Consider the following 25,123-nt stretch of genomic DNA (forward strand, 5'->3'; position numbering starts at 1 on the left):
CGGACATGGCACAGCGTTCGACATTTCTCGTCCACCTCACGCCCGACGGTTCCGTCTGGGTCGAGGCGGTCGCCACGGGAGCGGTGTTCAGCGCGTCGCGCCTCGATCTGGTCGGGGACGCGATCGAACAGTGGCTTTCCGATGCAGCGAACTCCGAGGACATGGGCGAGGTCGCCAGCTGACGGGAGCGATCAACAAGCCGTGATGGGGCATGTGAGACCGGCTGCTTTCACGACCAAGTCTGCCGCGACGCGCCAGACTTCAGGATCGTGAGCGCGACGGTGGACGACGTTCGACACGCGATCGACTGGTACGTCGAAGCCGTGCCAGCCGGGTCGCTCGTCCCGCTCCAACCGCCGCCGAGCCCCGCAGAAGTCGAGGCCACGATCCTCGAGGCCGGATCTGCGATCTCACCGTTCCAGCTTCCCCCAGAGGTCGTGTGGCTGTGGCGCACGTGGGACCCGACGCGATTCACCGACCTGCCGTATCCGCGGCTCACGCGTCCGGACTTCGCGCTGCAGTGCTGGCGGCAGGACGCATTGGAGTCCGGGCATCCCAAGATCCTGTTCCCCGTGGCCTACGAGAGCCACGGCTTCCTGCTCGTCGAGATGAGCGAGGCGTACGAGCAGCCCGCGCCGATCTGGTATTACGCGTACGCGGACGAGGCGTTCGTCCTGACGTACCCATCGCTGGCGAGCCTGTTCAGAGCCTGCGCCGAGGCCGTCGAGATCGCCGGAGCGCGACCGCCATCACACGACAACGATCGGTACGCCGTGTATGCCCCGCTGTTCGACGGCCCGACCTTCGACGCGATCGTGGAACGCCACTTCACTGCCTCGGCGCACGGCACACGTGAAAGGCGTGTCGCCATCGATCCGATGCTCGAGTGGCCGGACCATTGGCAACGCGCACAAGGACTTGACAGCGCGGCGCTGAAGCCGGCGGGCGCAACCCACACCGTGCGGGCTTTCGCAGAAGCCGCTGCGACATCTCCGCTGACCGGGCGGCTCGTCGGCGTCTTCCGGAGCCAGGGTGGAGGGTCCTTCGCCCCAGGCGGCGCCATGGCGTCGTTCGGGACCTTCACCGACCCGACCGGCACGATCCCGGTCCTCCTTCCGCACTCGGTACTCGACGTCGGCGGTCGGGACGGCACGATGGAGGTCGAGATCGAGATCGAAGCGACCACACCGATCCCGGCGATACCTGAACTCGACACACGAGACATCCAGAACGCCGCGCTCTCCGGGGAGATCGCCAACGCACAGGCTCTCGGAGCGCAGCTCGGTCACGCGCTCCACAACGCCGCGACCCAGGTGCCCCTGATCCGACGAATGATCCCCCCGCACTGATCTCGAACTGCCCCCCAACCCCTGCCCGACCCGGACGGAATCGTTGGTTTCATGCCTCAGTCGCGTGCGCTCGACACGCTCGTCTCGTCCGACGCGGATGACCTGTACGTGCTCGGGTGCAGACGAGGATGCCGGCGACGGCGCCCAGAACCACGAGGAGGGTCATGTCGGCCCAGAGGACGGTGATGTCTCCCCAACCACTCCGCCCTGTCTGCGTGGAGGCTGACACCAAGGTGCCGATGCGGGCGAGGTCGCTGAGGTGCCACCAAATCGCGCCCCAGGCTGCGATCGCTGGCGCTGACGGTCGGCCGATCGCTACCGGGGTTCGGGTCGAAGGTTCAGTCCTCGATGACGTCGAGACCGTCAGCTCGCAGCTTGGCAATGTTGGCGAGCATGCCCTGCAGGATCTCGGGCGGGTGGCCTTCCCAGCTCTCAACCTCGCCGACGATCCGCATGGGGTGGCGTGTCCGGTACGACTGCGTGACGTTGCCGGGGAACTTCTTGTTGGTGACGTTGGGGTCGTCCTCAAACGGACCCATGGGTTCGACGATGTAGATCCGTTCCCGGCCGGCTTCGCCCCCGAGAGCGACGGCGAGTTCCGCGCCCCAGATGGCGGGCTCGAGCAGCGCGGCGAAGTAGATGTGGTTCGCCACGCGGCCCTCGTGGTAGTTCGAGCCATGCCCGGGAACGAGTTCGTCACCGATGGAGAACTCGGTCTTCGTTCCGTGGAAGAACGGTCCGTCGACGTGTTCGCAGCTGTCGAAGGTCACCGGGACGTACTCGGTGTTCCCGGATGCCTCGATCGCGTCGGCGATCGACTTCGTGTGCGCTGGTTGCTGTTCGTTCCCCACGGCGCCTCCGTCCAATGCCATCAACCAAGTGGAGGAATATACTCCGGTTAATGGGCGCAGTCGAGACGAGTTCCTTGGTGCTGTTCGATGCGCGCTGACGCTCGACGCAACCGGCAGTCGATCCTCGACGCGACGATCGAACTGGTGCTGGAGATCGGCGGCGAACCATCGCGAGATGCCGTGGCCGAGCGTGCCGGCGTGGGGATCGCCACGCTGTACCGTCACTTCCCTGACCAGCTACAGCTGCTGCGAGCCGTCGCCGTCGAGGCCTTGGACCGTGCGATCAGCGAGGGTCGTGCCGCCCTCGAAGAGGCCGCCACCGGAGGAGCAGCGCTGCGTCGGTATCTGCACGCGGCGATCGACTGCGGCCTCGGCGCCGTCAACGTCGTGTACCCGCTCCTCGACGACCACGACTGGCCCGAGCAACGCGACAATGCACGCGACCTCCTCGATCAACTCGTCGCGGCTGCCGCTCGCGATCGAGCGATCGACCACGAACACACCGCAACCGACATCGCGCTGGCCGCCATTCGGTTCTGTCGACCCCTGGCAGTTGGCCTCGACGCCGACGACGAGCGGACTATTGCCCACGAGCAGCTCGATCGCTATCTCGATGGCCTGGCTGTCCCCAAATCACGTCCGTGAAGCGACCAACCTGCCCAGCGCCGCGATGTCGGCCACATCTGCAGGTGGGTCTGTCCGATCGCGTGTGTAAACGGCGTGGACTCGTATCCGTTGTGTCGACTCAGAGCCGTGCACCGAAGCGAGATCATTGGTGTCGAGGTCTGGCGGATCTGGTTCGGCCGGTTCGGTCATCAGCTGAGGATCCACATCTCCAGCGGTCGGACGATCATGGTGCTGCCGTTGACGACGACGCCGCTGGCGAGGTGCGAGCCAGCGCTTCTGGCCTGGGCCGAGGGGGAACTGTCCGGCCCCCCGTAGGTCGGTCCAGTTCCTGTGTTGGCGATCCGGCGGATGTGAACTGATGCCCGGGAAGAGATACACAGCGGAGCAGATCGTCGCGAAGTTGAGAGAGGCGGAGCGTCTGCAGGGCAGGGTCAGACGATCCCGCAGGTGCTGAGGACTGGCGACCGCTGAGGTAGCAGCAGGGGTCATAGAATCCCTGGTCAGACGAGTGGCGATGGTGAGCCGGCTTGTAGGCGGGGTTCTGTCCCAGGACCGAAGTCCCGTGGGTGACCATCCATCTGTGCAGCCCACCTGGCCGATCGAGCGAGCAGCCCGCGGCACGCTTGGCCTTGCTCCGAGCGGGGGTTGCCGAGCCGCCGGTGTCGCCACCGACGCTGGTGCGCTCTTACCGCACCGTTTCACCCTCACCTGTGCTGCGTCTCCCCGAAAGGAGTCGCAGCCATCGGCGGTCTTCTCTCTGTTGCCCTGTACCGACAGGTCGCCCCGTCCTGGCTCTCGCCAGCGCTCTGCTCTGTGGAGCCCCGACCTTCCTCGACTGCCCGTCCACCTCTCGGGGAACGGACGACCGCGGTCACCGGTCCGACTCACCATCGTGTCTCGTCTACATGGACGGAAGCCTGCCACGGCTCGGGCAGCCCGGAGGAGTGAGAACCTCAGACGTGGGGTAGGGACGGCGACATGAGCAGCACCGAGACCACGATCGACCTCGACGTTCCTGTGGAGCTGGCCTATCGAAAGTGGGCATCGCTCGAGAACCTTCCCGACCTCCTCTCGGTCGTCGATCGCATCGACACCGACGACGGCGAGATCTCGCACTGGACCATCACGCTGGGCCCGGTGACCCGGGAGTTCGATGCGAGGGTCACCGAGGTGCAGTCGGAGAAGCGCATCGCGTGGAAGAGCATCACCGGCCCGGAGCACGCCGGCGTGATCACGTTCCACCGGATCGACGAACACCGCAGCCGTATCGGACTCCAGCTCGACTTCGAGCCCGACGGTGTCGCCGAGACGATCGCTGCCGGGCTCCAGCTCGTCGAGTCTGCGATCGAGTACGACCTGGGTGCATTCAAGGCCTCGGTCGAATAGGAACACGGAGTCGAGCACGCGCAGAAGCGCGGCTGACGTCACCAAAAGGTCAGATCCTGGTCCGGACGTCCTGGTCGCTGGACTGGAACCCGTGCTCGATACCCCACAGGGCGGCTTGGACGCGGTTCTCGGCGCCGATCTTGCGGTAGAGGCCGCGGACCCTGGTCTTGAGGGTGTTCGGGCTGATGTAGAGGAGGTCGGCGATCGAGCGATTGTCGAGACCCTGCGTGATCAGCGCCAGTACGTCGGCCTCCTTCTCCGTGAGGGCCATCTCCTGACCCGGCCACCGACGGCCGGTCGAGATCGACGCTCGGGGCTCGGGCGGGTCGGACACCACGATCTCGCCGGCGTGGATCCTTCGCAGCGCGTCGGCGAGATCGTCGCCGGCGAGCGACTTGGACAGGAACCCCGAGGCGCCGATGTCCATGGCGTTCCCGATGTGCTCGTCGTCGAATGCCCAGGTGAACACCGCCACTCGTTCGACCCGACCGGACGAGAGCAGAACCCGCACGGACTCGAGGTCCGGGTCGGCGGCACCGAACGTGTCGTAGAGGGCGATGTCGGCCCTGCTGTCGACCTGGTCGTCGGTCGAGAGGTCGACCACGCCCAGCCAGTCCTTCCCCTCGACGAGCGCGGCGAGCCCTCGGACGACGAGCTCGTAGTCGTTCACGATCGCCAGTCGGATCGGCTCCACGCCGTGCATCCTACGACCGACGTCCGTTCGGTCATTCACCCCTAGGGGTGGAGTGGTCCACCTCACACGCTCGTACGGTTGTCGACATGACGGGACGTGGACAGGTGATCGTGCTCTGGGACCCCGAACACCCGCCACCACCAGGGCCGTTGCTCGACGCCGCGGCGTTGGCCACGACGGGATGGGACTGGGAGTACCACGGACCGGAGACCCCGGTCCGACCACCGACGATGGTGGCCGGACATCGGACATCGCCCGACGACCTCGCCGACCGACTCGAGCGGGCCGACGTCGTCGTGGGGGTTCCGACGCTCTGGACGCTGGGATACGTCGCTTCGGCCGGCGCTCGCTTCGTGGCCGTCGTGCTGGGTTCGACGCCCGACCACGACGTCATCGCCGGCGAGATCGTGGTCGAGGGATGGCCGCCGCCGGCGGACTGGCCGAGCGTGCTCAGCGATGCCGTCGCGCTCGACGCCGACCACCATCGGACGATCGTTGCGTCGCCGGAGGCCGAGGATGTCGCCAGCGACATCCGCGACCTGCTCGAGGAGATCCGGTCGAACTACCTGCCGTCGGCGTTCCGACCCGCACACGACGGAGGCGAAGAGACCGCACTCGCCTGATCGGCGTTCACCCGGACGGGCGCCGCTCGTGGTGCTCCAGGCCCTCCGTCCGTCGGTCGTCCTTCATCTCCGACTCGAAGACGTGCGCGGCGCCGTCGACGAGCTCCCGTTCGGCGAAGTGGTGGAACTCGCGGATCGGCTCCCAGTAGGTGGCGTCGTACTCCTCGACGAGCTGGAAGCTCCACCGTCCGTCGAGCACATTGCGCCCGACGAGATGGGTCTCGAGCGCGTCGGCGAGTGACGCGTGGCCGGCATCTCGGAGTTCCTCGGCTGCCTCGCCGAGCAGGAGATCGACCCGACCGGACATCTGGTGGAAGTCGTAGAGGCGCCCGCGTGCCCGCTCCAACCACTCGGCGGCCTCGCCCAGCTTCCCGAGGGCCTCGACGGTCTCGTCGGAGACGCCGTTGGGCCGCCGGTCGGCGGTGAGCCACGTCGGCTCGATGGTCTTCGGTTCCCATGTGGTGTCCTCGGCCATGGCGGCTCCATATCCAGCGGCCGGCGACGTTGCCACCAGTCGTCGTCACCAGCGGGCGAACGAGGAGGGCCGAAATATGGCGAAGAGCCGCCAGTTGTTCGTCTCAAGAGTCCGCGCGGCCGTGTCGAATCTGAGGAGAGACAAGACGGCGAGAGGTAGAACACCGTGCGACGGCCTGGCGGCGAACGCGGCGCATCGATCCTGGAACTGGCGCTGATCACCCCGGTGATGGCGCTGATCGTGATGGGTGTGCTCGATCTCGCTCGCGGACATCAGATGCAGATCGGACTGACCAACGCGGCACGCGAAGGCGCGGCCTACGCGCAGATCGCCCCGAACGACGTGTCGTGCGCGGGCGAGGACGACATCATCGATCGGGTGATGGGGGAGAGCGGCGACCTCGCCGGTTATGCCGGCCTCTCGGTCGTGGTCTTCGCCGAGGACGCAAGCGGTGACCTCACGGTTCCGGTGACGGGCTGCGGTGGATCGACGGCATCGTCGGGCGAACGGGTACGAGTCGAGGTGACCGCGACGTTCGACGTCATCACCCCGATGGTCGAGAGGGTGGTCGGCGGCTCGATCGACCTGACCGGGTCGTCGGAGATCGAGGTGCAGTCGTGAGGCGGCCTCGACGCGACGAACGAGCGGTCACCGTGATCGAAGCGGCGGTGGCACTGCCGATCCTGTTCCTCTTCGTGTTGGCCCTGATCGACCTCGGAACCTGGACGCTGGAGTCGAACAAGGCCGCGAACGCGGCTCGTGACGGCGCCCGCGCAGGCATGATCAGCCATCGCGTCGCCGATGCCGCGTCCGGTGGCGACCGCACAGCGGTCGTCGACGCGGTGCAGGCCCATCTGCCCGGTCGGACGTTGGCCGCTGACGAGATCGTGATCGAGTGCGTCGACCCCGACGGTGACCTCGTTGCCGGAGGGTGCGCTGCGGCCACGATCGATCGGGACCGGATCCGGGTCACGACCCGTTGGGAGAAGCGCTTCATCACACCGCTCGCCGGGATCGTCGGGGTGCCGTCGGCCGAGGTGCGCGGAGTGGCGACGATGGTGATCGTCGGCAAGCCGCTCGCGCCCAGCGGAACGGCGACCACCACCACGACGACCTCTGTTCCCGGGTCGACGACGAGCACGACGTCGACGACCACATCGGGATGCGTGGTGACCGGCCTGTCGGTGTCGCCCTCGCCGAACTCGGCCAAGAGGAGCGGTGCGCTGCAGAACAACGTGGACATCGAGTTCTCCATCTCGGGAGCGGACCCCTGTGTCGGCCTGAGCGTCGAGATCGTCGCCCCGGGCGGCGGCACCGCGACCCATGGCTGCGGGTGCAGCAGCGGCGCGATCCGCACGTGGAGCTACGGCAAGAACAGCGACAACTTCTGGACCGCCGGTCAGGCGACGGTCCGCGTGGTCAAGGGCGTGGCGACGCTGGCCACGACGACCTTCACCGTGAACTGAGGACCCATGCGATCCGTGATGACCGACAACCGGAAGAGCGATCGAGGAGCGACGGCAGTCGTCTTCGCCATCGCCGTCTCTGCGATGTTGGCCGTGGCCGCGCTCGTACTCGGCGGGAGCCGCGGGTACAGCGCGGTCCGTGAGGCGCAGAACGCGTCGGACGCCGCGGCGCTGGCCGCGACATCGGTGCTCCGGAACGTGCAGCAGGGAGATGCTCCGTCGTCGCGTGTCTTGGCCACGGCAGTCTCCGTCGCCGAGGCCAACGGCGCCACCTCGGGATCGGTCGAGTGTGACGTCGTCACCGCGACGTACGCGCTCACCCACGCCGAGTCCGAGGTCGTGGGCGGGTGCGACGGGAGCAACGAGTTCGCCGTGGATGCCGCCGGGGTGCGGGTCCGCACGACCGAAACGAAGGATGTGCCGTTCAGTGCGTTCGTCGATCAGGAGACCATCCGCGCTGGTGCGGTCGCCGCCGCCACGATCCAACCGGTCCTCGAAGGCCGAGCCCCGTTCATGGTCTGCACGTCGCCGGATGCGACCGGTCACCCGGCGCAGGCGTTGCTGCCCGATGCCTCCGACCCCACCGGCTACTCGGTGAATCCTGCGGCGATCGGCCTTAGCTATGTGCTCCACGGCAACGCCATGAAGGACGGCGGACGGCAGTGCGGCGGTGGATCGGCGTCATGGCGTGGGTTCGTCTCGTTCAGCGGCTCGTTCCCGATCCCGTCACCCGACCCGAACGACGAGAGCGACTGGTGGGAGGTCAAGACAGGCAACGCCAACGGACACCTGTCACGCGTCCTGACCGGTGACGACGCCTGTGAGGGGAACGTCGACGACATCATCGGATGCCGGCTCGCGCTCCCGCTGTGTCCCAAGAGCAACGGGGGGACCGGCGTCGGGCTCAAGCTCTACTGCGTGAAGCTCGGTGCGTTCGTGATCACGTACAACCAGCACTCCTCCGGAACGCCGCCGTGCAACGACGGCAACGGAGCCAACGGACTCGTGTGCGGCACGTTCGTCGGCGCGGCCAACGCGTCGAGCGGTCAGGGCGGCGCCTCCACCCCGGACCCCGACTCGGTCGTGGTCATCAAGCTCGTCCAGTAGGCCCCCCGGGTGGACGCGAAGAGGGCCACTCCCGGCGGGAGCGGCCCTCGACGTGTTCGCGTGTCCCGCCGGAGCGGGTCGGCTGCTATTCGGTGATGACCGCGCCCTCGGGGAGCGGGTTGTCCGACTTGTAGAATGACGGGAAGACCGTCGCTGCGTCGTACATGGCCACCTGGCCGAGGATCGTGGCGTGGCGACTCTCGACGCCACCGATCGTCATGATCGTCGAGCGGAGCTCCGGGGTGCTCAAGGCGCCGGCGGCGAAGACGTAGGTCTGCGCTGCTGCAGTCTCGAGGTCGAAGGCCAGCTTGATGATGTCGCCTTCGGCGGAAGCCGCTTCGACGGCCGGGTCGACGAGCGCGGTCTTCACCGCGGCGTTGGCCTGGTCGTAGGCGCCGCTGCCGACGACACCCTTGAGGGCGTCGGCGTGCTCCTGGTGGTGCTGCTGGAACAGGCCAGCGGCATCGGCCACGGCCTGCGTGGTCACCAGACCGGAGTCGATCGCCACCTGGTAGGTGTCGATCGCCAGGATCTCGAGCGAGATGGCGGTGTTGGCCAACACGATGTCCATGTTGGGGTCGTCGCCCTCGTTCGATCCGCCGCCGTCGCCCGAGGTGGGCGCCGAAGCGGTGTCGTCGTCGTCGCCACAGGCAGCGAGGAGCGCTGCACCGGCGATGGTGGCGCCACCGATCTTGAAGAACTGGCGCCGGCCCGGCACGCCGAGCAGGTGGGCCTTCTCGGCCGTCGTCATGTCGACGCCACCGTTGAAGACTCGGTCCAGGGTCTCGCGCCACTTCGGCATGGCGGCCTTGTTCTGGGCCTCCACCTCACGCATCTGGCGGTTGAACTCGTCACGACTGAAGTCGTTGTTGGGGGTTTCCATGGGATTCCTTCCTTCGTTCGTTCGGCCGGTCAGACCGGGAAGTCGGCGGGGTTGATGCCCTGCGCGATGTCGGCGGACTCGAACGCACCGTTGGGGAACCACTGATCGGGTCCCTCTCCCAGCGCGAGGCTGAGTGCGGCGGCGTGTGCGGACTCGACGGGGAGGATCGTCGCGGTGCCCTGCGCTGCCTCGACGCTCTGGAGCGCGGTGAGGGCGAATGCGTAGGTGGCGACGGCTTGGTTCTCGACGGTCTTGGCGAAGGCGAGGACACCTGCCTCGTCGGACAACTCGGCGATCATCGGGGTCAGTGCCTCGATGAGCGCGGCGTTGGGCTTGCCGGTGGCGGCGTCGCCTGCGAGGGCGCCGAAGGCACCGGCGTGCTCCTGGTGGTGACCGAGGAACAGCTCGGCGACCGGGAGGACCTCGGCCGAGAGCAACGGGGCGCCGGCCTTGTAGGCCTCGACCGCAGCCAGTTCGACCGACTCGGCGAAGACCGCGATGGCGGTGTCGTCGAGCTGGCGAGCGCCGGCGGCCGACAGCAGGCTGCCGACCGGGACGAGGGCGGATCCGACCGTGAGGGCGGCACCGCCGACGGCGGCCTTCTTGAGGAAGGCACGTCGGCCCGCCTTGAACTCGTCACCGAAGTGGAGTTCACCGATCTCGTCGGCGAACGTCCGCATGCTGTCTCGATGCATGTCGTCGATGTCGCCCGCCATCTGGCGGAGCTCCTTCGGACTGGTCTGCACGCAGTTACCTCCTGCTTGCTGGGTTGTGGGGACTGGCTGGGACTGGGATGAGAGTCGCGGTCGGTCGATCATTCGACGATCAGCGAGCCCTTCATGAAGGGGTGGAAGCTGCAGATGTAGGCGTAGGAGCCCGGCTCGTCGGGGGCCGTGATGGTTCCCTCGCTGTCGCTGGCGACCGAGTCGGTGTTGAACGACCCGTCCGATGCGGTGGCGGTGTGCGGTGTGCCGTCTGCGTTGCGGAACGTGACTTCGCTGCCGGCGGCGACCGTGGCGTCGACGGGGGCGAACTCGAACTCCGCGATCTCGATGACGTCGACGGTCTCGCTTGCCGCGGTCTCGGACCCGTTGTCGGTCTCGGCGGCGCCGGTCGTCTCGGTCGACGGTTCCGCAGTGGTGTCGTCGTCGCCGCACGCTCCCAGGAGCAGGACGCCGGAGGCGAGGAGGGCGGCGATGGTCCGTGTTGGTGTCATCGAGGGGTTCTACGGACCCCCGCGTCGATGCGGATGACGGATCGAGGAGAAATTCTCCCGACGTCGTTCGGCGACGCCTGCGAGCTAGAGGTCGAGGTCGCTCAACGCTGGGATCCAGTGACCCGCCCGAGCACGGGCCTCGCGGAACCGCTCGCGGTCCAGCGTCCTGGAGGGCTCGACCACGGTGGCTGCCGGTCGAGATCCGACGGCCGCAGCGAGGTCGGGCCACATGCCCACCCCGGTGCCGGCGAGCAGACCGGCGCCGAGGGCGGTGGCCTCGCGTTCGGTCGAGACGTCGATGGCTCGACCCGTCGTGTTCGCCAGCGCCTGGACGAAGATCGGGTTGCGACTCATGCCGCCGTCGATCCGCACACGGTCGACGACGTGTCCGGTCGCGGCCTCGACGGCCTCGACGAGGTCGGCGCCTCGGTGGGCGACGCCTTCGAGCACTGCCCGGACCACGTGGGCGCGGGTGGACCCGCGCGTCATCCCGATCAGGAGGCCGCGCGCTCCGTGGTCCCAGTCGGGGGTCCCCGTGCCCGAGAGCGAAGGGACGAAGACCACCCCGCCGGCGTCGTCGACGGTCGCTGCGATGTCGGCTGACGACGCTGCCGAATCGATGATGCCGAGTCCGTCGCGGAGCCATTCGACCGCCGATCCCGCGGCGAGCATCACGGCCTCGAGACCGAATGACGGACGGCCGTGCTGCTGCCAGGTCACGATCGGGAAGGTGCCTGCGGGTGTCGTGGCCGGGGGAGGTGCGTCGAGACACAGGTCGAGCATCGCTCCCGTTCCGAACGTGATCTTTGCGTGGCCTGGCTCGATGCAGCCCTGGCCGACCAACGAGGCCTGCTGGTCACCGACGACGGCGGTCACCGGTGGCGTCCCGACGATGGCGGTCGCGGCGCCGACGGATCCGATCGTGTCGACGACCGACGGCAACGCATCACGCGGGACGTCGAGACGCTCGAGGAGTTCGCCGTCCCAGTCGCCGGTGGCGACGTCGTAGAGCCCGGTCACTGCGGCGTTGGTGGCGTCGGTGACGTGGCACATCCCGCCGGAGAGGTGCCACACGACCCAGGTGTCGACGGTGCCCAGTCGCAGGTGCGTCCGAGGAACGTCGGTCTGTTGGAGCAGCCACTCGGCCTTCGTCGCCGTCATGTTCGGTGCGACGGCGATGCCCTCGGCGCGCAGTTCGAGGCACCGTCCGACCGTTCGCAGGTCCTGCCACCCGAGGCCTGGACCGATCGGCTGGCCCGTGCGGGCGTCCCACAGGACCGTCGAGGCTCGCTGGTTCGTCACGCCGACGGCATCGACGGTGCCGGCCATCGACACGACCTGGGCGGCCAGGCCGATCGCGGCGGTCGCGATGGCGGTCGCGTCGAACTCCACGAGCCCCGGATGGGGCGACGTCGGAAGTGTCTCGACGTGTTGTTCGTGCGAGGTGCGTCCGTCGTCGCCGACGACCAGCGCCCGTACGCTCGACGTCCCGACGTCGATGACGAGGACGCTCATCGACGAGGAGCGCGTGCTCGGTGGTCGGCGACGAGGCCCCCGGTCATCCCTGCTGCTGCTGCCAGCAGCGCGAAGAAGGGGATGGCGGCCCAGGTGACGTCGCCGTCGGTGGCCAGGAGTCTGATGGCGCCGATGACCTGCACGGTCAGGTAGGCACCGACGGCAGCGACCGCGCTGTTGACCAGCGGGGCGTCAGGACGGCGGACGGCTGCCACGTAGCCGCCGGCGGCCATCGCCAGGAGGATGACCAGGAAGGCCACGACCAGCCACGGCGAGTCGTCGTCGACCGAGCCGGAGTCGTCGAGGACCTGGGCGAGGAGCGCGGTCGGTACGGCGACGGCGAGCGTGACCAGCGCGCCGGCGAACACGGCCGGGGCGTGGATCAACCGACCGAGTGCACTCACGGGTACGAGACCTCGCCGAACGGTGACCGGAGCCCGAACTTGCCCGGGTTCAGGATCCCGTTGGGGTCGAGGGCGTCCTTGACCGACTGGAGGACGCCGAAGCCGCCGCCGAGGGCCTGCTCGACGAACCGGCTGCGGTTGAGGCCCACGCCGTGGTGGTGGCTCAGGGCGCCGCCGTTGGCGAGGACGGCTCGCTGTCCGGCATCCCAGAACGCCCGGTACATCCGGTCGCGGTCCTCGGGGTCTCCCTCGGCCGGCTTGCCGGCGAAGGTGAAGTAGAGGCAGGCGCCGTCGGCGTAGCTGTGCGACTGGTGAGCGCTCGCTGCCATCGCTCCGGGCACCTCGCGCAACGCGGTCGTCGCCGCGGTGTAGATGTCCTCGAGCCTCGACCACGGTGCGGCGATCTCCATCGTGTCGAGCACGTAGCCCTTCGAGATCAGCGCCTCGAGCGCCGACACCTCGTTGCGGTGGGACAACCAGCGTCCGACGAGGCCTTCGTCGAGCGGCGACGCTCCGGCGTCGGGGTCCGCGCACACCTGCTCGACGACGGTCATGGCGGCGTCGACGATGACCGGGTCGCCCTGGTCCATCACCAACAGGACCGCCTGGTCGCCGGTCTGGTAGCTGCGGTCGGCCTCGACGGCGTCGTAGACGCGGAGGACCGCGGGTGTCGCTCCACGTTGGACGATGCGACGGCAGACGTCGTTGGCCGCGCCGAACGTGTCGAAGGAGAACGCCGCCCAGCGTTCGTGGGCCGGAGCCGGGTGCAGACGCAGCCGGGAGCCCGTGATGATGCCGAGCGTGCCTTCTGCCCCGACGAAGAGTTGGGTCAGGTCCGGGCCGACGGCCGCACGCGGCGCCCCGCCGGTCGAGATCGCCGTGCCGTCGGCGAGCACGACGTCGAGTCCGAGGACCATGTCCTCGATCTTCCCGTAGCGGTTGCTCAACTGGCCGGCGCCACGGCATGCGAGCCATCCGCCGACGGTCGAGAGCGCCACCGACTGCGGCCAGTGACCCAGGGTCAGACCGCGGCTGCGGAGGTCGTGTTCGAGATGGTCGCCGAAGGTGCCGGGAGCGACGTCGAGGACGAGCGACTCCTCGTCGATCGACACGATGCCGGTGAGTGCGGTGGTGTCGAGGACGACGCCGCCGAACACCGGGACCGATGCGCCACAGACGCCCGAGCGTCCTCCGGTGGCCGTGACCGGCACCTTGGCGGCGTCACACAGTCGGAGGACAGCAGCGACCTGGTCGGCGTCGGCCGGTCGTACGACGACGCCGGCGAGTCCGGGGACCTGGCCATCGGTGGCCCACAACATCGCGCCCGGCCACCAGTCCCGGCTGGCTTCGGCGCGGATTGCGTGGTCGGTGGTGACGTCGGCGCCGGTCTTGCGGAGCCGATCGATCAACGGATCGGGGACCGGCACCATCCCCGAGAGGTGGGCGGTGGCGTTGGCCGCCCCGCCCTCGATCTCGATGGGTGCGGTGGGGGCGCCAGGTCCGGCGGCGGGGAGTTCGGAGGGAGCAGGCACGGCCGACCACCATACGACGACCCGGTCCGTCGGGACGTCGACCGATCGTCGCCATCGGGAGCGGCGTCCAGGCCCGAGATCTGTTCGGAACGTGCCGATCGGTACGTTGCACATCGAAAACGACGCGGTACGTGCCGATCGGTACGTTGCGATCGGTCGCGGTGATCCCGGTGTCGACGCAGGTGTCGTGACGCCGGGACGGCGACCGTGGGGTGGGCCGCCAGCCTCAGTCGACGAGTTCGAGCGGGTCGCGCTGTTGCGCGGCCTTGGCTCGGAAGGCCGTGGTCTCCGACTTCCGGGTCGCCTCGTCCCAGCCGAGTTCGTCACCGATCAGGTCGGCGACGTCGCCGGCGACGTCGGCGGTCGCGTCCCGGCCGAGGAGCAGTGCGCGGGTACGGCGGCTCAAGACGTCGTCGAGCGTTGCCGCCATCTCGTAGCGAGCCGAGTAGACGGCTTCGGCGCGCAGGTAGGGGAGTCCGGGCACCAACGACTCGCCGAGGGTCGGGTCGCGGACGATCATGGCCTCGATGAGTGCGGTGTCGCCGCCGAAGCGGTGCTGCAGGTGACCCGAGCGCCCGCTTGCGTCGGCGTCATATCCGTCCGCGCCGAGGAGGCGGAGCTTCTTGGTCCGCGACTTCCGTTGGCCGCGTGGAAGGTCGAGGCGATCGGCCACGGCGTCGACGGTGTCGGCTGCCATCTCACGGTACGTCGTCAGCTTCCCGCCGGTGACGGTGATCATCCCCGACTTCGAGGCCGTCACCGAGTGCCGGCGTGACAGATCGGCGGTGCGGCCCGATCCGCCGGACCCCGGGGTCGCCTTCACCAGAGGACGGAGTCCGGCCCAGGTGCCCACCACGTCGTCGACGGTGATCTCGGTCGTGGTCGAGTGGTTGATCGCCCGCAGGAGGTAGTCGACGTCATCGCGGGTGCACTGGGGGTCGTCGAGCGGTCCGTCGTAGTCGGTGTCGGTCGTCCCGATGTAGGTGAACTCCGGGTCCTGACCGGGCGCTGCCGGCCACGGCACGACGAAGACGGAACGCTTGTCCTTGGGGACCGGCGCGACCACGGCGATGTCGTTCTGGACCAGCGACCACGGGACGGTGAGGTGAATACCCTTCGCCGGCCGGATCGAGTCGGGGTCACGACCTTCGTCGAGCGTGCGGACCTCGTCTGCCCAGACCCCGGTGGCGTTGACCACCTGTCGAGCTCGGACCTCGATACGTCGGCCATGGGCCTCGACGACGGCACCGGTCACGTGGACGCCTCGGCGCAGGAGTTCGACGACCGGGGCGTGGTTCACGCAGACGGCGCCGTGCAGCACGGCCGCAGTGCGAGCGATGGTCATCGTCAGCCGAGCGTCATCGGCCTGGGCGTCGTAGTAGAGGTAGCTGGCCGCCACCCGACCCGGCGGGAGCGTGGGCATGTGCGCCATCGTCTCGTCGGCCGAGATCCGCTTGTGGATCTTGCCGATACGCGCACCGCCGGTGAGGTCGTACATCCACATGGCCGAGCCGAGCGCCCGGGCGAGCTTGGGATGGATGACCCCGTCCTTGCCGAACATGGGGATGAGGAACGGCATGACGTCGACGAGGTGGGGAGCGTTCCGGAGCAGTCGCTGCCGCTCCCGGAGCGCCTCGTAGACCAGACGGATGTCGCCCTGCTGGAGGTAACGGAGGCCTCCGTGGACGAGTTTCGAGCTCTTCGACGACGTCCCCGACGCGAAGTCGCCCTTCTCGACGAGCGCGGTCCGCAGTCCCCGGCTCGCGGCATCGAGGGCGACGCCGGCGCCGGTGACACCGCCGCCGATGACCAGGACGTCGAACGTCTGGTCTGCGAGTGCGGCGAGGCTCGTGCCTCGGTCGAAGGGTCCGACGCTCATGGCCGCAGGCTAGAGGCGGTCAGGTGGCCTGCGACGAACGCACCCAGGCGTCGACCAGGTCGCCGAGGATGCCGAGCGTCACGCCACCGTGTGCGAGCACGGCGTGGTGGAACCCGCGGATGTCGAAGTCGTCACCCAGCCGGCGCTCGGCGTCGTGACGGAGGCGGAAGAACTCGCGTTGGCCGATCTTGTACGACAGCGCCTGCGCCGGCATCCCGATGTAGCGGTCGACCTCGACCGCGGCCTCGTCGTGGGCGATGGGCACGTGGGCGGTCATGAAGTCGATCGCCCGCGACCGCGTCCAGCCCATGGCGTGCAGGCCGGTGTCGATCACGAGCCGGGCCGACCGCCAGGCATCGGCCGACAACATGCCGAGGCGCATGAGATCGGACGAGTAGATCCCCATCTCGTCGGCGAGTCGCTCGGTGTAGAGACCCCACCCCTCGCTGTAGGCCATGTAGCCGCCCCGACGCTGGAACATCGGGACGTTGAGTTCGACGGCGCTCGCTCGTTCGAGATGATGGCCGGGAACCGCCTCGTGGAAGGCGAACACCTCGGCCTCGAAGCGGTTGCGTCGGGTGGGTTCGTGCGTGTTGGCGTAGTAGACGCCGGGCTTCGAACCATCGGCGGGCGGCGCGCCGTAGTAGGCGGGCGGCGACCCGGGCGCGAGGGAGTCGGGCACGGCCTCGACCACGACGTCGGTGCCGGGCAGGTGCGCGAACCACCGCGGTGCGACCGCGAGCGCTCGCTCGATGGCGGCGGTGGCTGCATCGAGGATCTGCCGGGCAGACTCGTACTTCATCGACGGGTCGGTTCTGAGGTGGTCGAAGAGCACCTCGCGATCCGAGATGCCCACGGCGCGAGCGCCGATCTCGGCCCATTCGGCGGGGAGCTTGTCGGTCAGCTCCTCCATCCCGATCGCATGGATCTCGTCGGGGGTCAGCGTCGTCGTGGTCGCTCGGCGGGCCAGTGAGGCGTACAGAGCGTCGCCGTCGGGCAGGTGGCACAGTCCGGGGGAGTCGTCGCCTCGGCCCAGTGCTTCGAGGTCTCGGAGTGCGTCGGCGACCCGCTGGTATGCCGGGCGTACCGCGGTCTCGGCGATGGCGGACGCTCGGGCCCGCCAGTCGTCGGCGCCGGTCCAGCCGTCCGGCAGTTCCAGCGCCACGAAGGGGTCGGTCGCGACGGGGCCAGCCAGGTGTCCTTCGACCATGGCCGCGGTCCGGGCGACGATCGTCGACGTGGGTGTCCATCCACGCTCGACGCCGGCACGCCAGTGTCCGACCACGTCGTCGAGCACGCGAGGGAGCGCCTCGAGGCGGCGCAGCTGCGCTTCGGCACTGGTGGCGTCCGGAGCAGCGCGCCGCGACGCCGCACGCAACAACGAGACCGGATAGCCGGTGAAGCCGTCGGACGAGAGCTGGATCTCGTCGGAGTCGATCTCCTCCACGGCGGTGTCGCACGCATCGAGCAGCAGCGCTCGGGTGACCCGCTCGCTCGGCGACAACTCCGCTCCGTCGACGGCGTGCACCCGGACGGCGATGTCGCGGACGAACGAGCGGTGTTCCTGGAGTCCGTCCGGGCTGAGGTCGGGCACCTGGTCGTCGAAACGATGGTCGCCGAACATCGTCGCCACGAAGGGCGCCCGGGCCATCGTCCCGTCCCAGTACTCGTCCGCGAGCGCGAGCAGCTGATCGGAGGGACGGTCGGCCATCGGATCGATCGTGACAGAGCCTCGGCCGTCGACGGTGGACCCGGACGGCGGACCGATGACGTCCGAGACCGTCACACCCCCCGAGTACGTTCGGGACATGCCTGTCGAGACGACCTGGAGTCCCCTCGGTGCACCGGCGTTCGACGTCCTCGCTCGCCTCGTCGCGAGCGCCAAGGACGACGATCCGCTGCGCCCGGTCTCGGTCGTCACGCCGAGTCCCGCCGCCGCCGTCGGGCTCCGCCGCGAACTGGCCCGGCGTGCCGGTGGCGTGGCGGTCGTCGCGTTCCAGTCGCTCGACGCCCTGGCGGAACAGATCGCCGCACCGGACCTGGGTGCCGAGGTGGTGGTGGGCGTCGACCGCGAGGTGGTGCTCGCCGCGATCCGGGCCGAGCTGAGCCGGTCGCCCGGACGCTTCGAGGGCATCGCTCACCATCGATCGACCTGGGAGACGTTGGCGCGCACCGTCGGCGAGGTGTCGACGCTCCCGGAGGCCGAGCGGTCGAAGGTGGCCACCGCAGGAGGACTGGGTGCCGAGGTGGTCCGACTCCACGACGCGATCGCCTCGTCGGTCGGCATCGGTGGGCGCGTCGAGGTCTTCGAGACCGCACTTCGGCGGGTCACGGCGACGCCCTCCGCCGTTGCTCCGCTCGGACCCGTGATCGTGTACCTCCCGGCGCGTCTCGATGCGCCAGCCCTCTCCTTGTTGCGCTGCCTCGGTGAGGTCGGCGATGTCCGGGTGATCGCCGGAATCACCGGCGTGGCCGATGTCGATCGCGCCAGCATCGAGACCGTCGTGGCGGTCGGTGGCACCGGGCCGGCGGACCACGAGGTCCCCGTTCCGGTCACCGCGACCGACATCGTCAGCGCCAACGACATCGACGACGAGGTCCGCGCCGCCGTCCGGGCGCTCCTGTCCCAGGTCGACGAGACGACCCCGCTCCACTCGATGGCGCTGGTGCATCCGTCCGCCTCGCCCTACGCGCGATCCGTCGCAGAGACGCTGCGGTCCGCCGGCATCCCGTTCTCGGGGCCGAGCACCGAGACGTTGGGCCACACCGCCCCGGGCCGAGTGGTCCTGGGGGTGCTCGACGTGGCGGCACAGCGCTTCTCGCGTCAGAGCATCGTCGACCTGTGGTCGTCCGGTGTCGTGATCGGCGAGGACGGGACGCTCGTGCGTTCGGTCGCGCTCGATCATCGGTCGCGACGCCTGGGGATCCTGGGAGGTCGCGACGACTGGGAGAGTCGGGTGGAGGGGCGGCGGGCCTGGCTCGACGAGCACCCGGTCGAGCCCGTCGCCAGCGATCCCGTGCGCACGGAGCAGCGTCGACGCGGTCGCGCCACCGAGCTCGCTGAACTGCAACAGATCGACGCTGCGGTCGGTGTCGTGGGTTCGCTGATCGATGCCATCCCTCCGGAGTGGACGGCGTTGGCCGACTGGGTGAGCGAAGCCCTCGACGCACTGTGCGGCCCGTCGACCCGGCGGACCGAGTGGCCTGCACACGAACTCGATGCCGACACCGCGATCCGGACAGCGTTGGGTCGCCTCGCGGCCCTCGACGACGTCGACCCGTCACCGCCGCTCGCCGTCGTGATCGACACCGTCCGTTCGGTGCTCGAGATGCCCGCACCGCGCCGCGGGGGGACGGGGTCGGGCCTGTTGGTCACGACGCTGGACCATCCGCCGATCGTCCCGCTCCGAGCCGTCGCCGTGGTCGGACTGGCCGAGGGCCACCTGCCCCGTCCGGTCCGTGACGACGTGCTCCTCTCCGACACCCTGCGTCGTGCCATCGGGCTGCCCGTCGCCGACGACCACACGCTCGACCAGCGCCGATCGCTCGCCACGTCGTTGGCGGCCGCAGATCGGGTCCGGGTCCTGACCTACGCGCGGTGCGATCAGCGATCGGGCCGGCGGCAGGTCCCGAGCCGTTGGCTGGTGGACGCCATCGAGGCGACGAGCGGAGACCGCCCGCGCACCGAGCACCTGCTCGAGGGTGCCGAGGTCCCCGGGGTCGAGGTGATCGCGAGCCACGCCGCGGCGACGAGCCGGGTCGCTGCCGGCGCGCTGGCGCTCGACGAGTCGGAGCGGCAGATCGCCGCACTCGCGGAAGGTGACTTCGACGCGCATCCGGCAGCGCTCGATCCGGTGGTTGCGTCGGGAGCGACGCTGGCACGGCATCGGTTGGCCGATGCCTTCACGCGTTTCGACGGCAACCTCGAAGGCGACGGCATCGACGTGCTCGCGGAGGACGAACGGCACCTCTCCCCGACGGGGATCGAGACCTACGCGACCTGTCCGCGGAAGTGGTTCTTCCGGAACGGGCTGGGCATCGGTGAGGTCGATCGGCCGGAGGAAGTCGACCGCCTCCAACCACGCGACAAGGGCACGTTGACCCACCGGATCCTCGAGCGGTTCGTCGGCGACGCGATCGAAGCCGACATCGTCCCGGCGCCAGGGGAGACGTGGGGCGACGACGACCTCCGCCGTCTCGCGACGGTCGCCGACGAGGAGTTCTGCGACTTCGAACGACGCGGACTGACCGGTCACCCGCGGTGGTGGGAGTTCGATCGTCAGGAGATCCTCCAGGTACTGGTCGCCACCATCCACCACGACGACGTGTTGCGCGCTGCCACGCAGTCCACGCCGACCGCCGTCGAGTTGACATTCGGCCGGGACGGCGTCGAGCCGCTACGGGTCGTGCTCGACGACGGCCGAACGGTGCCGCTGGCAGGCCAGGCGGATCGCGTCGACATCGTGCCCGGCGGTGTCCGGGTCTACGACTACAAGTACGCGAGCGCCACTCCCTACAACTCGATCAAGAAGTCGTTGGAGGACGGCGGCGATCCGCTCGACGGAGGCCGTCGGCTGCAGCTCGTGGCCTACGCGGAGGCCGCCGCCGCCCAGCGCGGTGTCGACGAGGCGAGTGCCTGGTACTGGTTCCTCAAGCCGGGCCACACCGGCACCCACATCGGCTACGACGTCACCCCCGATCACCGGCGGCTGTTCCGCCAGACGCTGGGCGTCCTGGTCGACGGAGTGGGGAGCGGGCGATTCCCCGCCCACAGCGGTTCGGACAACTGGTTCACCGGGACCAACGAGAACTGCGGCTACTGCGAGTTCAACGACATCTGCCCGGCCGACCGGGAAGAGGAATGGGAGCGCGTGCGTGCCGATCCGGCGCTGGCCGACCTCGTGCGACTGGCCGAGGAGGGCTCGCCGGCGTTCCTGGTGACCGCCCCGTCCGGGGAGGTCCAGGCATGAGCCGGCTTCCCGCAGATGCTCCGGCGCGGGAGCGCATCGTCACCGACCTCGACAACACGCTCTTCGTCGAGGCGGGCGCCGGGTCCGGCAAGACCTCGTCGCTCGTGGGTCGCTTCGTCTCGCTCGTCCTCGCCGGCGCCGACGTGGCCGGCATCGCCGCCATCACGTTCACCGAGGCGGCAGCGGCCGAGCTGCGAGCGCGTGTACGCGAGACGCTCGAAGACGTGATCGCCGGAAGGGAGGTGCTCGGACTCGACCCGGACGATCGCGGGCGCGAGCGGGCTCGCGTCGCGCTCGACCAGCTCGATCGAGCGGCGATCTCCACCCTCCACGCCTTCGCACAGCGGCTGCTCCTCGCCTCACCCATCGAGGCCGGGCTGCCACCGCGGGTCGAGGTCCACGACGAGATCTCGTCTTCGCTCCGGACCGAGGACCGATGGGGCGTCTTCGTCCGCGGGCTCGTCGACGACGACGACCTCGCCGTCCCTCTCGCAGCGGCGCTGGCGCTCGACATCCGGATGGACCACCTGGCCGCCGTCGCTGCGACGTGCAACCAGAACTGGGACCTCCTCGTCGACCTCGACCTCACGGCAGAACGCTCGCTGATGCTCGACGAGGAGTCGCTCTTGGTCTCGGTCGAGCCGATCGTCCAGGCGGCGCTCGAGATCGAGTCGCTGGCCGTCGTGTGCGACGACGAGACGGATCTGCTGAAACGGTGGATCGGCGACTCGATGTGGCCAGCGCTCGAGCCGCTGCGGGCGGCCGCGGGCGACCCCTACGCGCTCCTGCAGGCCACTGCCGACCCGCCCAAGATCACGAGGAACGGGAAGGCAGCCAACTGGCCGGACGGCACCAAGGCCCGCATCGGTGCCCTGTGGAACGACGCTCGGGACGCGCTGACCCAGCACCGGGCAGCGATCGCCGATCAGGTCGTCCGGCGTCTCTCGGTCGAGGTGGTCGACTTCACGCTGCGAGAGGCGGCCGGTCGACGCCGCGAGGGTCGTCTCGAGTTCCACGACCTCCTGGTCCTCGCTCGCCAGGTGCTCCGCGACGACCGGGTCGTCCGGGAGCGCATGCACGAGCGGTACCGGTACCTGCTGATCGACGAGTTCCAGGACACCGACCCGATCCAGGTCGAACTCGCCGTGCGCATCGCCGCGGATCCCGGCCACGACACCACGTGTCCGTGGGAGGACGTCCCCGTCGATCCCGGACGGCTGTTCTTCGTGGGCGATCCGAAGCAGTCCATCTATCGATTCCGCCGCGCCGACATCGACCTCTTCGTTCGCACGTCGGAGCGCAATCCGTCGGGAGCGACCCGACTCGACACCAACTTCCGGACCGTCGCCCCCATCGTCGAGTTCTGCAACCGCGTGTTCGGGACGATCATCTCCCGGACGGTGGTCGGCGGCGACGGCGACGGGGGAGAGATCGCCCAGCCCGACTACGCCGACCTGTCGCCGTGGCGGGACCCGATCGCCGGTGATCCGGGACCCCCCGTCCTGCTCGTCGGGCACGCAGAGAAGGAGTCCCGAGCCGAGACGCTCCGGGTCGCCGAGGCGACCGACATCGCGGCGGCGTTGGTCGAGGCACGCAACGACGGCTGGCTCGTCCATCCCAAGGGCGGTGAGCCGCGGCCGTGCCAGTGGGGCGACATGACGATCCTGCTGCCGAGCCGGACGTCGCTGCCACACCTCCGGCGTGCCCTGGGCGACGCTGGCGTGCCCTATCGGCTCGAGACCGGGAGCCTGGTGTACGCGACCAGCGAGGTCCGTGAACTCCTCTCGGTCCTGCGGTCGATCGACGATCCGGGCGACGAGGTCGCCCTGCTCGGAGCCCTGCGATCGCGGGCCTACGGCTGTGGCGATGACGACCTGTTGGCATGGAAGCGCGCCGGTCGCTCATGGACCTACCTGGGTCAGGGCGACGACGACGAGTCCGTCGGTCCCGTGGCCGCCGCCATGCATGACCTCCGGACCCGACATCGCGCGCGTCCGTTCCAGACGGTGCCGGAGGTGGTCGCTGCCGTCGTGCGCGAACGACGTCTCTTCGAGTCCGCGATGGCGGTGGCCGGGCACCGTGACGCGTGGCGTCTCTATCGGGTCGTGGTCGAACACGCCCGCCAGTTCGCCGATGGCGAGTCCGGTGGCCTGCGCGAGTTCCTCCGCTGGGCGGCGCTCCAGGCCGACGACAAGCTCCGCTCCACCTCCCCGGTGTTGCCGGAGGCCGACGTCGATGCCGTCCGCATCATGACCGTCCACGGCGCGAAGGGCCTCGAGTTCGCCATCACCGCGGTCTCCGGACTCTCCGGCGGCTTCCCGCGTTCGACGCGCGGGGCGACCGTGCGGTTCCGGCCCGAGGGTGGCTTCGACGTCCGGATGAAGCAGGGGCTCGAAACCGCGCAGTTCGACGCTCGGCGAACCGTCGAAGACGTGATGGGCGAGCACGAGGGGATCCGTCTCCTCTACGTCGCGCTCACGCGCGCACGTGACCATCTCATCGTGAGCCTCCACCACAAGGCCGCGAAGAACGTGGGTTGTCACGCCCATCGGATCACCGAGGTGCTCGACGAGATCGCCGAGGACGACGCGCTGCCCGATGGTGTCGAACGGCGCGACGGCACGTCGTCGCACACGGCGGACCACGCCGACGACACTGCTCGACCGCTCGAGAAGGTGCGTCCGGTGGGTGCCGACGTGTCACCGGCAGCGGTGGACGCCTGGGAGGAAGACACCGCCCGGTGGGTCGATGCTCGGCAACGCCTCGTGGAGCGGGCCGCATCGGGCGGTTCGCTCTCGGCGACAGCGCTTCGTCGTCTGCTCCGGCCCTCGTCGATCGACGACGAGGGCGAGCAACCGGAACCCACGACCGAGCCATGGCGGCGTGGCCGTGCCGGCACGTCGATCGGCAGCGCAGTCCACGCCGTGCTGCAACACGCCGATCTCCGCGATGCGTCCGGCGCCGACATCGCGTCGCTCGCCGCGTGGCAGGCCCAGGTCGAGGGCGTCGGCGGCGCAGCCTCGGAGATCGAGGCGAAGAGCCGGGCGGCCCTGGTGAGTCCGCTGGTCCGGCGCGCCGTCGGTGGACGCTGGTGGCGTGAAGTGCACGTCGGCGTCCCGGTCGCCTCCATCGTCGACGTCAGCACGACCGGTCCCGTCGACCTCTTCGAGGGCTTCATCGACCTGTTGTTCGAGACCGACGCCGGCCTGGTGGTGGTCGACTACAAGACCGACACCGTCACCGACGACGCCGCGGTCGCCACGGCCCTCGACCGGTACACGCCGCAGGGCGCCGCGTACGCGGTGGCCGTCGAAGCGGCGACCGGCCGTCCCGTGACCGAGGCGCACTTCCTCTTCCTCCGAGGAGCCGATGCCGTCGACGCGGTCGTCGACGACCTCGACGCCGCGAAGGCCCAGGTGCGCGACGCACTCCGGACGTACGGCGCGACGGGCGGGGCCGCGACGGGCGGGGTCGACTCGTGAGCGGGCATCCCGAGTCGATCAACGCGGTCACGCTCGGCAGCACCGATCTCGTCGCCTCGCACGCGTTCTACACCGCGCTCGGGTTCCTCGATGTTGCGCACGGCACGCCCGCCGTCGGCTTCATCAGCTTCCGGGTGGGACCGAACTTCTTGAACCTGCAGGCCATCGACGCTGTCGACAGCCGGTGGGGACGATTCATCGTCCACGTCGACGACGTGGACGCGCTGCACCAGCGGGCGATCGACGCCGGCCTCACACCGTCCATGTCGCCGTCAGACGCCCCTTGGGGCGAGCGCTACTTCCACATCAGCGACCCGGACGGTCATGAGGTCAGCTTCGCCCGACCGCTCTGATCACTCGTCCTCGCGGGGCTCCCACCACTGGCACCACCAGTCGCCGCCCACGAGGATGCGCAGTGTCTGGTGCCAGCAGTACGAGATCTCCTCGTCGGGGTCGAGGTAGTAGAGGCAGTTGTCACACCGCTCGTCTTCGCCGTCGGGCTTGGGGTACGGGTGGCCCTTGAGGGTTGCCCGGTCCATGACGTCTTTGACCTCGAGCCAGATCTTGGAGTCGATCTCCTTGGGCTCGGGCTTCGGGATCTCGTAGTCAGACATGGCTCACTTCGTATCCCATGGAGCGGGTCTCCATGCAACATCCCCGAGAA

Annotated in this window: 23 protein-coding genes and 1 other RNA gene; 11 read left to right on the plus strand and 13 right to left on the minus strand. The window is 69.2% G+C overall.

Going from position 1 to position 25,123, the window contains the following annotated elements; all coding sequences use genetic code 11:
* Window positions 1-5: 5 nt before the first annotated feature.
* Entirely contained in the window at window positions 6-182 is a 177-nt protein-coding gene (locus AB8619_RS06060; RefSeq protein WP_436795564.1) for a hypothetical protein, read from the plus strand.
* An 87-nt stretch (window positions 183-269) separates the two neighbouring features.
* On the plus strand, window positions 270-1,349 hold the full coding sequence (locus tag AB8619_RS06065; protein WP_436795565.1) for a hypothetical protein: 1,080 nt from the start codon (window positions 270-272) through the stop codon (window positions 1,347-1,349).
* A 338-nt stretch (window positions 1,350-1,687) separates the two neighbouring features.
* On the opposite strand, the gene arr is transcribed toward AB8619_RS06065, so the two are convergent.
* Window positions 1,688-2,221, minus strand: coding sequence for an NAD(+)--rifampin ADP-ribosyltransferase (gene arr, locus AB8619_RS06070; protein ID WP_436795566.1), 534 nt, complete (start codon window positions 2,219-2,221; stop codon window positions 1,688-1,690).
* A 66-nt stretch (window positions 2,222-2,287) separates the two neighbouring features.
* On the opposite strand from arr, the gene AB8619_RS06075 reads away from it, so the two are divergent.
* Complete coding sequence (locus AB8619_RS06075; RefSeq protein WP_436795567.1) at window positions 2,288-2,845, plus strand: TetR/AcrR family transcriptional regulator; 558 nt, start codon at window positions 2,288-2,290, stop codon at window positions 2,843-2,845.
* A gap of 496 nt (window positions 2,846-3,341) precedes the next feature.
* Here the strand turns inward: AB8619_RS06075 and rnpB are convergent.
* An RNA gene (gene rnpB, locus AB8619_RS06080) (RNase P RNA component class A) lies at window positions 3,342-3,714 on the minus strand.
* 91 nt (window positions 3,715-3,805) lie between these two features.
* Here rnpB and AB8619_RS06085 point away from each other — a divergent pair.
* Window positions 3,806-4,213 carry an SRPBCC family protein gene (locus AB8619_RS06085; RefSeq protein ID WP_436795568.1) on the plus strand — a complete coding sequence of 136 codons (408 nt, stop codon included), beginning with the start codon at window positions 3,806-3,808 and terminating at the stop codon, window positions 4,211-4,213.
* A gap of 49 nt (window positions 4,214-4,262) precedes the next feature.
* Here AB8619_RS06085 and AB8619_RS06090 read toward each other — a convergent pair whose 3' ends face one another.
* On the minus strand, window positions 4,263-4,907 hold the full coding sequence (locus AB8619_RS06090; protein ID WP_436795569.1) for a LuxR C-terminal-related transcriptional regulator: 645 nt from the start codon (window positions 4,905-4,907) through the stop codon (window positions 4,263-4,265).
* Window positions 4,908-4,993: 86 nt separating this feature from the next.
* Here AB8619_RS06090 and AB8619_RS06095 point away from each other — a divergent pair, with 86 nt between their 5' ends.
* Entirely contained in the window at window positions 4,994-5,530 is a 537-nt protein-coding gene (locus AB8619_RS06095; RefSeq protein ID WP_436795570.1) for a hypothetical protein, read from the plus strand.
* A gap of 7 nt (window positions 5,531-5,537) precedes the next feature.
* Here the strand turns inward: AB8619_RS06095 and AB8619_RS06100 are convergent, their stop codons facing one another.
* Window positions 5,538-6,005 (minus strand): hypothetical protein, encoded by a 468-nt coding sequence (locus tag AB8619_RS06100; RefSeq protein WP_436795571.1) that lies wholly within the window; start codon window positions 6,003-6,005, stop codon window positions 5,538-5,540.
* 165 nt (window positions 6,006-6,170) lie between these two features.
* Between AB8619_RS06100 and AB8619_RS06105 the strand changes: the two genes are divergently transcribed.
* From AB8619_RS06105 to AB8619_RS06115, 3 genes are read left to right on the plus strand one after another with little or no spacing between them, the layout of a single operon-like run.
* Window positions 6,171-6,626 (plus strand): TadE/TadG family type IV pilus assembly protein, encoded by a 456-nt coding sequence (locus AB8619_RS06105; protein ID WP_436795572.1) that lies wholly within the window; start codon window positions 6,171-6,173, stop codon window positions 6,624-6,626.
* The gene (locus AB8619_RS06110) at window positions 6,623-7,471 is read left to right on the plus strand and encodes a TadE/TadG family type IV pilus assembly protein (RefSeq protein ID WP_436795573.1); all 849 of its coding nucleotides are present in this window, start codon (window positions 6,623-6,625) and stop codon (window positions 7,469-7,471) included. The genes AB8619_RS06105 and AB8619_RS06110 overlap by 4 nt, the downstream gene beginning before the upstream one ends.
* A gap of 18 nt (window positions 7,472-7,489) precedes the next feature.
* The gene (locus AB8619_RS06115) at window positions 7,490-8,578 is read left to right on the plus strand and encodes a pilus assembly protein TadG-related protein (RefSeq protein WP_436795574.1); all 1,089 of its coding nucleotides are present in this window, start codon (window positions 7,490-7,492) and stop codon (window positions 8,576-8,578) included.
* A gap of 85 nt (window positions 8,579-8,663) precedes the next feature.
* On the opposite strand, the gene AB8619_RS06120 is transcribed toward AB8619_RS06115, so the two are convergent.
* The 8 genes from AB8619_RS06120 to AB8619_RS06155 form a co-directional block, all read right to left on the minus strand.
* A complete protein-coding gene (locus tag AB8619_RS06120; RefSeq protein ID WP_436795575.1) occupies window positions 8,664-9,461 on the minus strand; it encodes a ferritin-like domain-containing protein in 798 nt (265 codons plus the stop codon).
* 29 nt (window positions 9,462-9,490) lie between these two features.
* Entirely contained in the window at window positions 9,491-10,207 is a 717-nt protein-coding gene (locus AB8619_RS06125) for a ferritin-like domain-containing protein (protein WP_436795576.1), read from the minus strand.
* Between the two features lie 68 nt (window positions 10,208-10,275).
* The gene (locus tag AB8619_RS06130; protein ID WP_436795577.1) at window positions 10,276-10,677 is read right to left on the minus strand and encodes a cupredoxin domain-containing protein; all 402 of its coding nucleotides are present in this window, start codon (window positions 10,675-10,677) and stop codon (window positions 10,276-10,278) included.
* Between the two features lie 84 nt (window positions 10,678-10,761).
* Window positions 10,762-12,192, minus strand: coding sequence for an FGGY family carbohydrate kinase (locus AB8619_RS06135; RefSeq protein WP_436795578.1), 1,431 nt, complete (start codon window positions 12,190-12,192; stop codon window positions 10,762-10,764).
* Window positions 12,189-12,596 (minus strand): hypothetical protein, encoded by a 408-nt coding sequence (locus AB8619_RS06140; protein WP_436795579.1) that lies wholly within the window; start codon window positions 12,594-12,596, stop codon window positions 12,189-12,191. Before AB8619_RS06140 ends, AB8619_RS06135 begins: the two co-directional genes overlap by 4 nt.
* Complete coding sequence (locus tag AB8619_RS06145) at window positions 12,593-14,128, minus strand: FAD-binding oxidoreductase (protein ID WP_436795580.1); 1,536 nt, start codon at window positions 14,126-14,128, stop codon at window positions 12,593-12,595. Before AB8619_RS06145 ends, AB8619_RS06140 begins: the two co-directional genes overlap by 4 nt.
* Window positions 14,129-14,354: 226 nt before the next feature.
* Entirely contained in the window at window positions 14,355-16,007 is a 1,653-nt protein-coding gene (locus AB8619_RS06150) for a glycerol-3-phosphate dehydrogenase/oxidase (RefSeq protein ID WP_436795581.1), read from the minus strand.
* Between the two features lie 19 nt (window positions 16,008-16,026).
* Window positions 16,027-17,718, minus strand: a complete 1,692-nt coding sequence (locus tag AB8619_RS06155; RefSeq protein ID WP_436795582.1) for a DUF885 domain-containing protein — start codon at window positions 17,716-17,718, stop codon at window positions 16,027-16,029.
* A 97-nt stretch (window positions 17,719-17,815) separates the two neighbouring features.
* Here AB8619_RS06155 and AB8619_RS06160 point away from each other — a divergent pair, with 97 nt between their 5' ends.
* Genes AB8619_RS06160 through AB8619_RS06170 form a run of 3 tightly spaced genes read left to right on the plus strand, consistent with a single transcriptional unit; the run spans window position 17,816 to window position 24,812 of the window.
* The gene (locus AB8619_RS06160) at window positions 17,816-20,977 is read left to right on the plus strand and encodes a PD-(D/E)XK nuclease family protein (protein ID WP_436795583.1); all 3,162 of its coding nucleotides are present in this window, start codon (window positions 17,816-17,818) and stop codon (window positions 20,975-20,977) included.
* Window positions 20,974-24,459, plus strand: a complete 3,486-nt coding sequence (locus AB8619_RS06165; protein ID WP_436795584.1) for a UvrD-helicase domain-containing protein — start codon at window positions 20,974-20,976, stop codon at window positions 24,457-24,459. Before AB8619_RS06160 ends, AB8619_RS06165 begins: the two co-directional genes overlap by 4 nt.
* The gene (locus tag AB8619_RS06170; RefSeq protein WP_436795585.1) at window positions 24,456-24,812 is read left to right on the plus strand and encodes a VOC family protein; all 357 of its coding nucleotides are present in this window, start codon (window positions 24,456-24,458) and stop codon (window positions 24,810-24,812) included. Before AB8619_RS06165 ends, AB8619_RS06170 begins: the two co-directional genes overlap by 4 nt.
* On the opposite strand, the gene AB8619_RS06175 is transcribed toward AB8619_RS06170, so the two are convergent.
* A complete protein-coding gene (locus tag AB8619_RS06175) occupies window positions 24,813-25,073 on the minus strand; it encodes a hypothetical protein (protein ID WP_436795586.1) in 261 nt (86 codons plus the stop codon).
* Window positions 25,074-25,123: the final 50 nt, after the last annotated feature.

This window comes from Actinospongiicola halichondriae (assembly GCF_049103745.1).
Taxonomy (GTDB): domain Bacteria; phylum Actinomycetota; class Acidimicrobiia; order Acidimicrobiales; family Salinilacustritrichaceae; genus Salinilacustrithrix; species Salinilacustrithrix halichondriae.

What these genes read in the sequence shown, in the direction of transcription:
- AB8619_RS06175 (WP_436795586.1), bottom strand. Translation starts at nt 25,073, where the DNA reads ATGTCTGACTACGAGATCCCGAAGCCCGAGCCCAAGGAGATCGACTCC.
- AB8619_RS06075 (WP_436795567.1), top strand. Translation starts at nt 2,288, where the DNA reads ATGCGCGCTGACGCTCGACGCAACCGGCAGTCGATCCTCGACGCGACG.
- AB8619_RS06160 (WP_436795583.1), top strand. Translation starts at nt 17,816, where the DNA reads ATGCCTGTCGAGACGACCTGGAGTCCCCTCGGTGCACCGGCGTTCGAC.
- arr (WP_436795566.1), bottom strand. Translation starts at nt 2,221, where the DNA reads ATGGCATTGGACGGAGGCGCCGTGGGGAACGAACAGCAACCAGCGCAC.
- AB8619_RS06150 (WP_436795581.1), bottom strand. Translation starts at nt 16,007, where the DNA reads ATGAGCGTCGGACCCTTCGACCGAGGCACGAGCCTCGCCGCACTCGCA.
- AB8619_RS06115 (WP_436795574.1), top strand. Translation starts at nt 7,490, where the DNA reads ATGACCGACAACCGGAAGAGCGATCGAGGAGCGACGGCAGTCGTCTTC.
- AB8619_RS06060 (WP_436795564.1), top strand. Translation starts at nt 6, where the DNA reads ATGGCACAGCGTTCGACATTTCTCGTCCACCTCACGCCCGACGGTTCC.
- AB8619_RS06135 (WP_436795578.1), bottom strand. Translation starts at nt 12,192, where the DNA reads ATGAGCGTCCTCGTCATCGACGTCGGGACGTCGAGCGTACGGGCGCTG.
- AB8619_RS06100 (WP_436795571.1), bottom strand. Translation starts at nt 6,005, where the DNA reads ATGGCCGAGGACACCACATGGGAACCGAAGACCATCGAGCCGACGTGG.
- AB8619_RS06165 (WP_436795584.1), top strand. Translation starts at nt 20,974, where the DNA reads ATGAGCCGGCTTCCCGCAGATGCTCCGGCGCGGGAGCGCATCGTCACC.
- AB8619_RS06155 (WP_436795582.1), bottom strand. Translation starts at nt 17,718, where the DNA reads ATGGCCGACCGTCCCTCCGATCAGCTGCTCGCGCTCGCGGACGAGTAC.
- AB8619_RS06095 (WP_436795570.1), top strand. Translation starts at nt 4,994, where the DNA reads ATGACGGGACGTGGACAGGTGATCGTGCTCTGGGACCCCGAACACCCG.
- AB8619_RS06085 (WP_436795568.1), top strand. Translation starts at nt 3,806, where the DNA reads ATGAGCAGCACCGAGACCACGATCGACCTCGACGTTCCTGTGGAGCTG.
- AB8619_RS06130 (WP_436795577.1), bottom strand. Translation starts at nt 10,677, where the DNA reads ATGACACCAACACGGACCATCGCCGCCCTCCTCGCCTCCGGCGTCCTG.
- AB8619_RS06120 (WP_436795575.1), bottom strand. Translation starts at nt 9,461, where the DNA reads ATGGAAACCCCCAACAACGACTTCAGTCGTGACGAGTTCAACCGCCAG.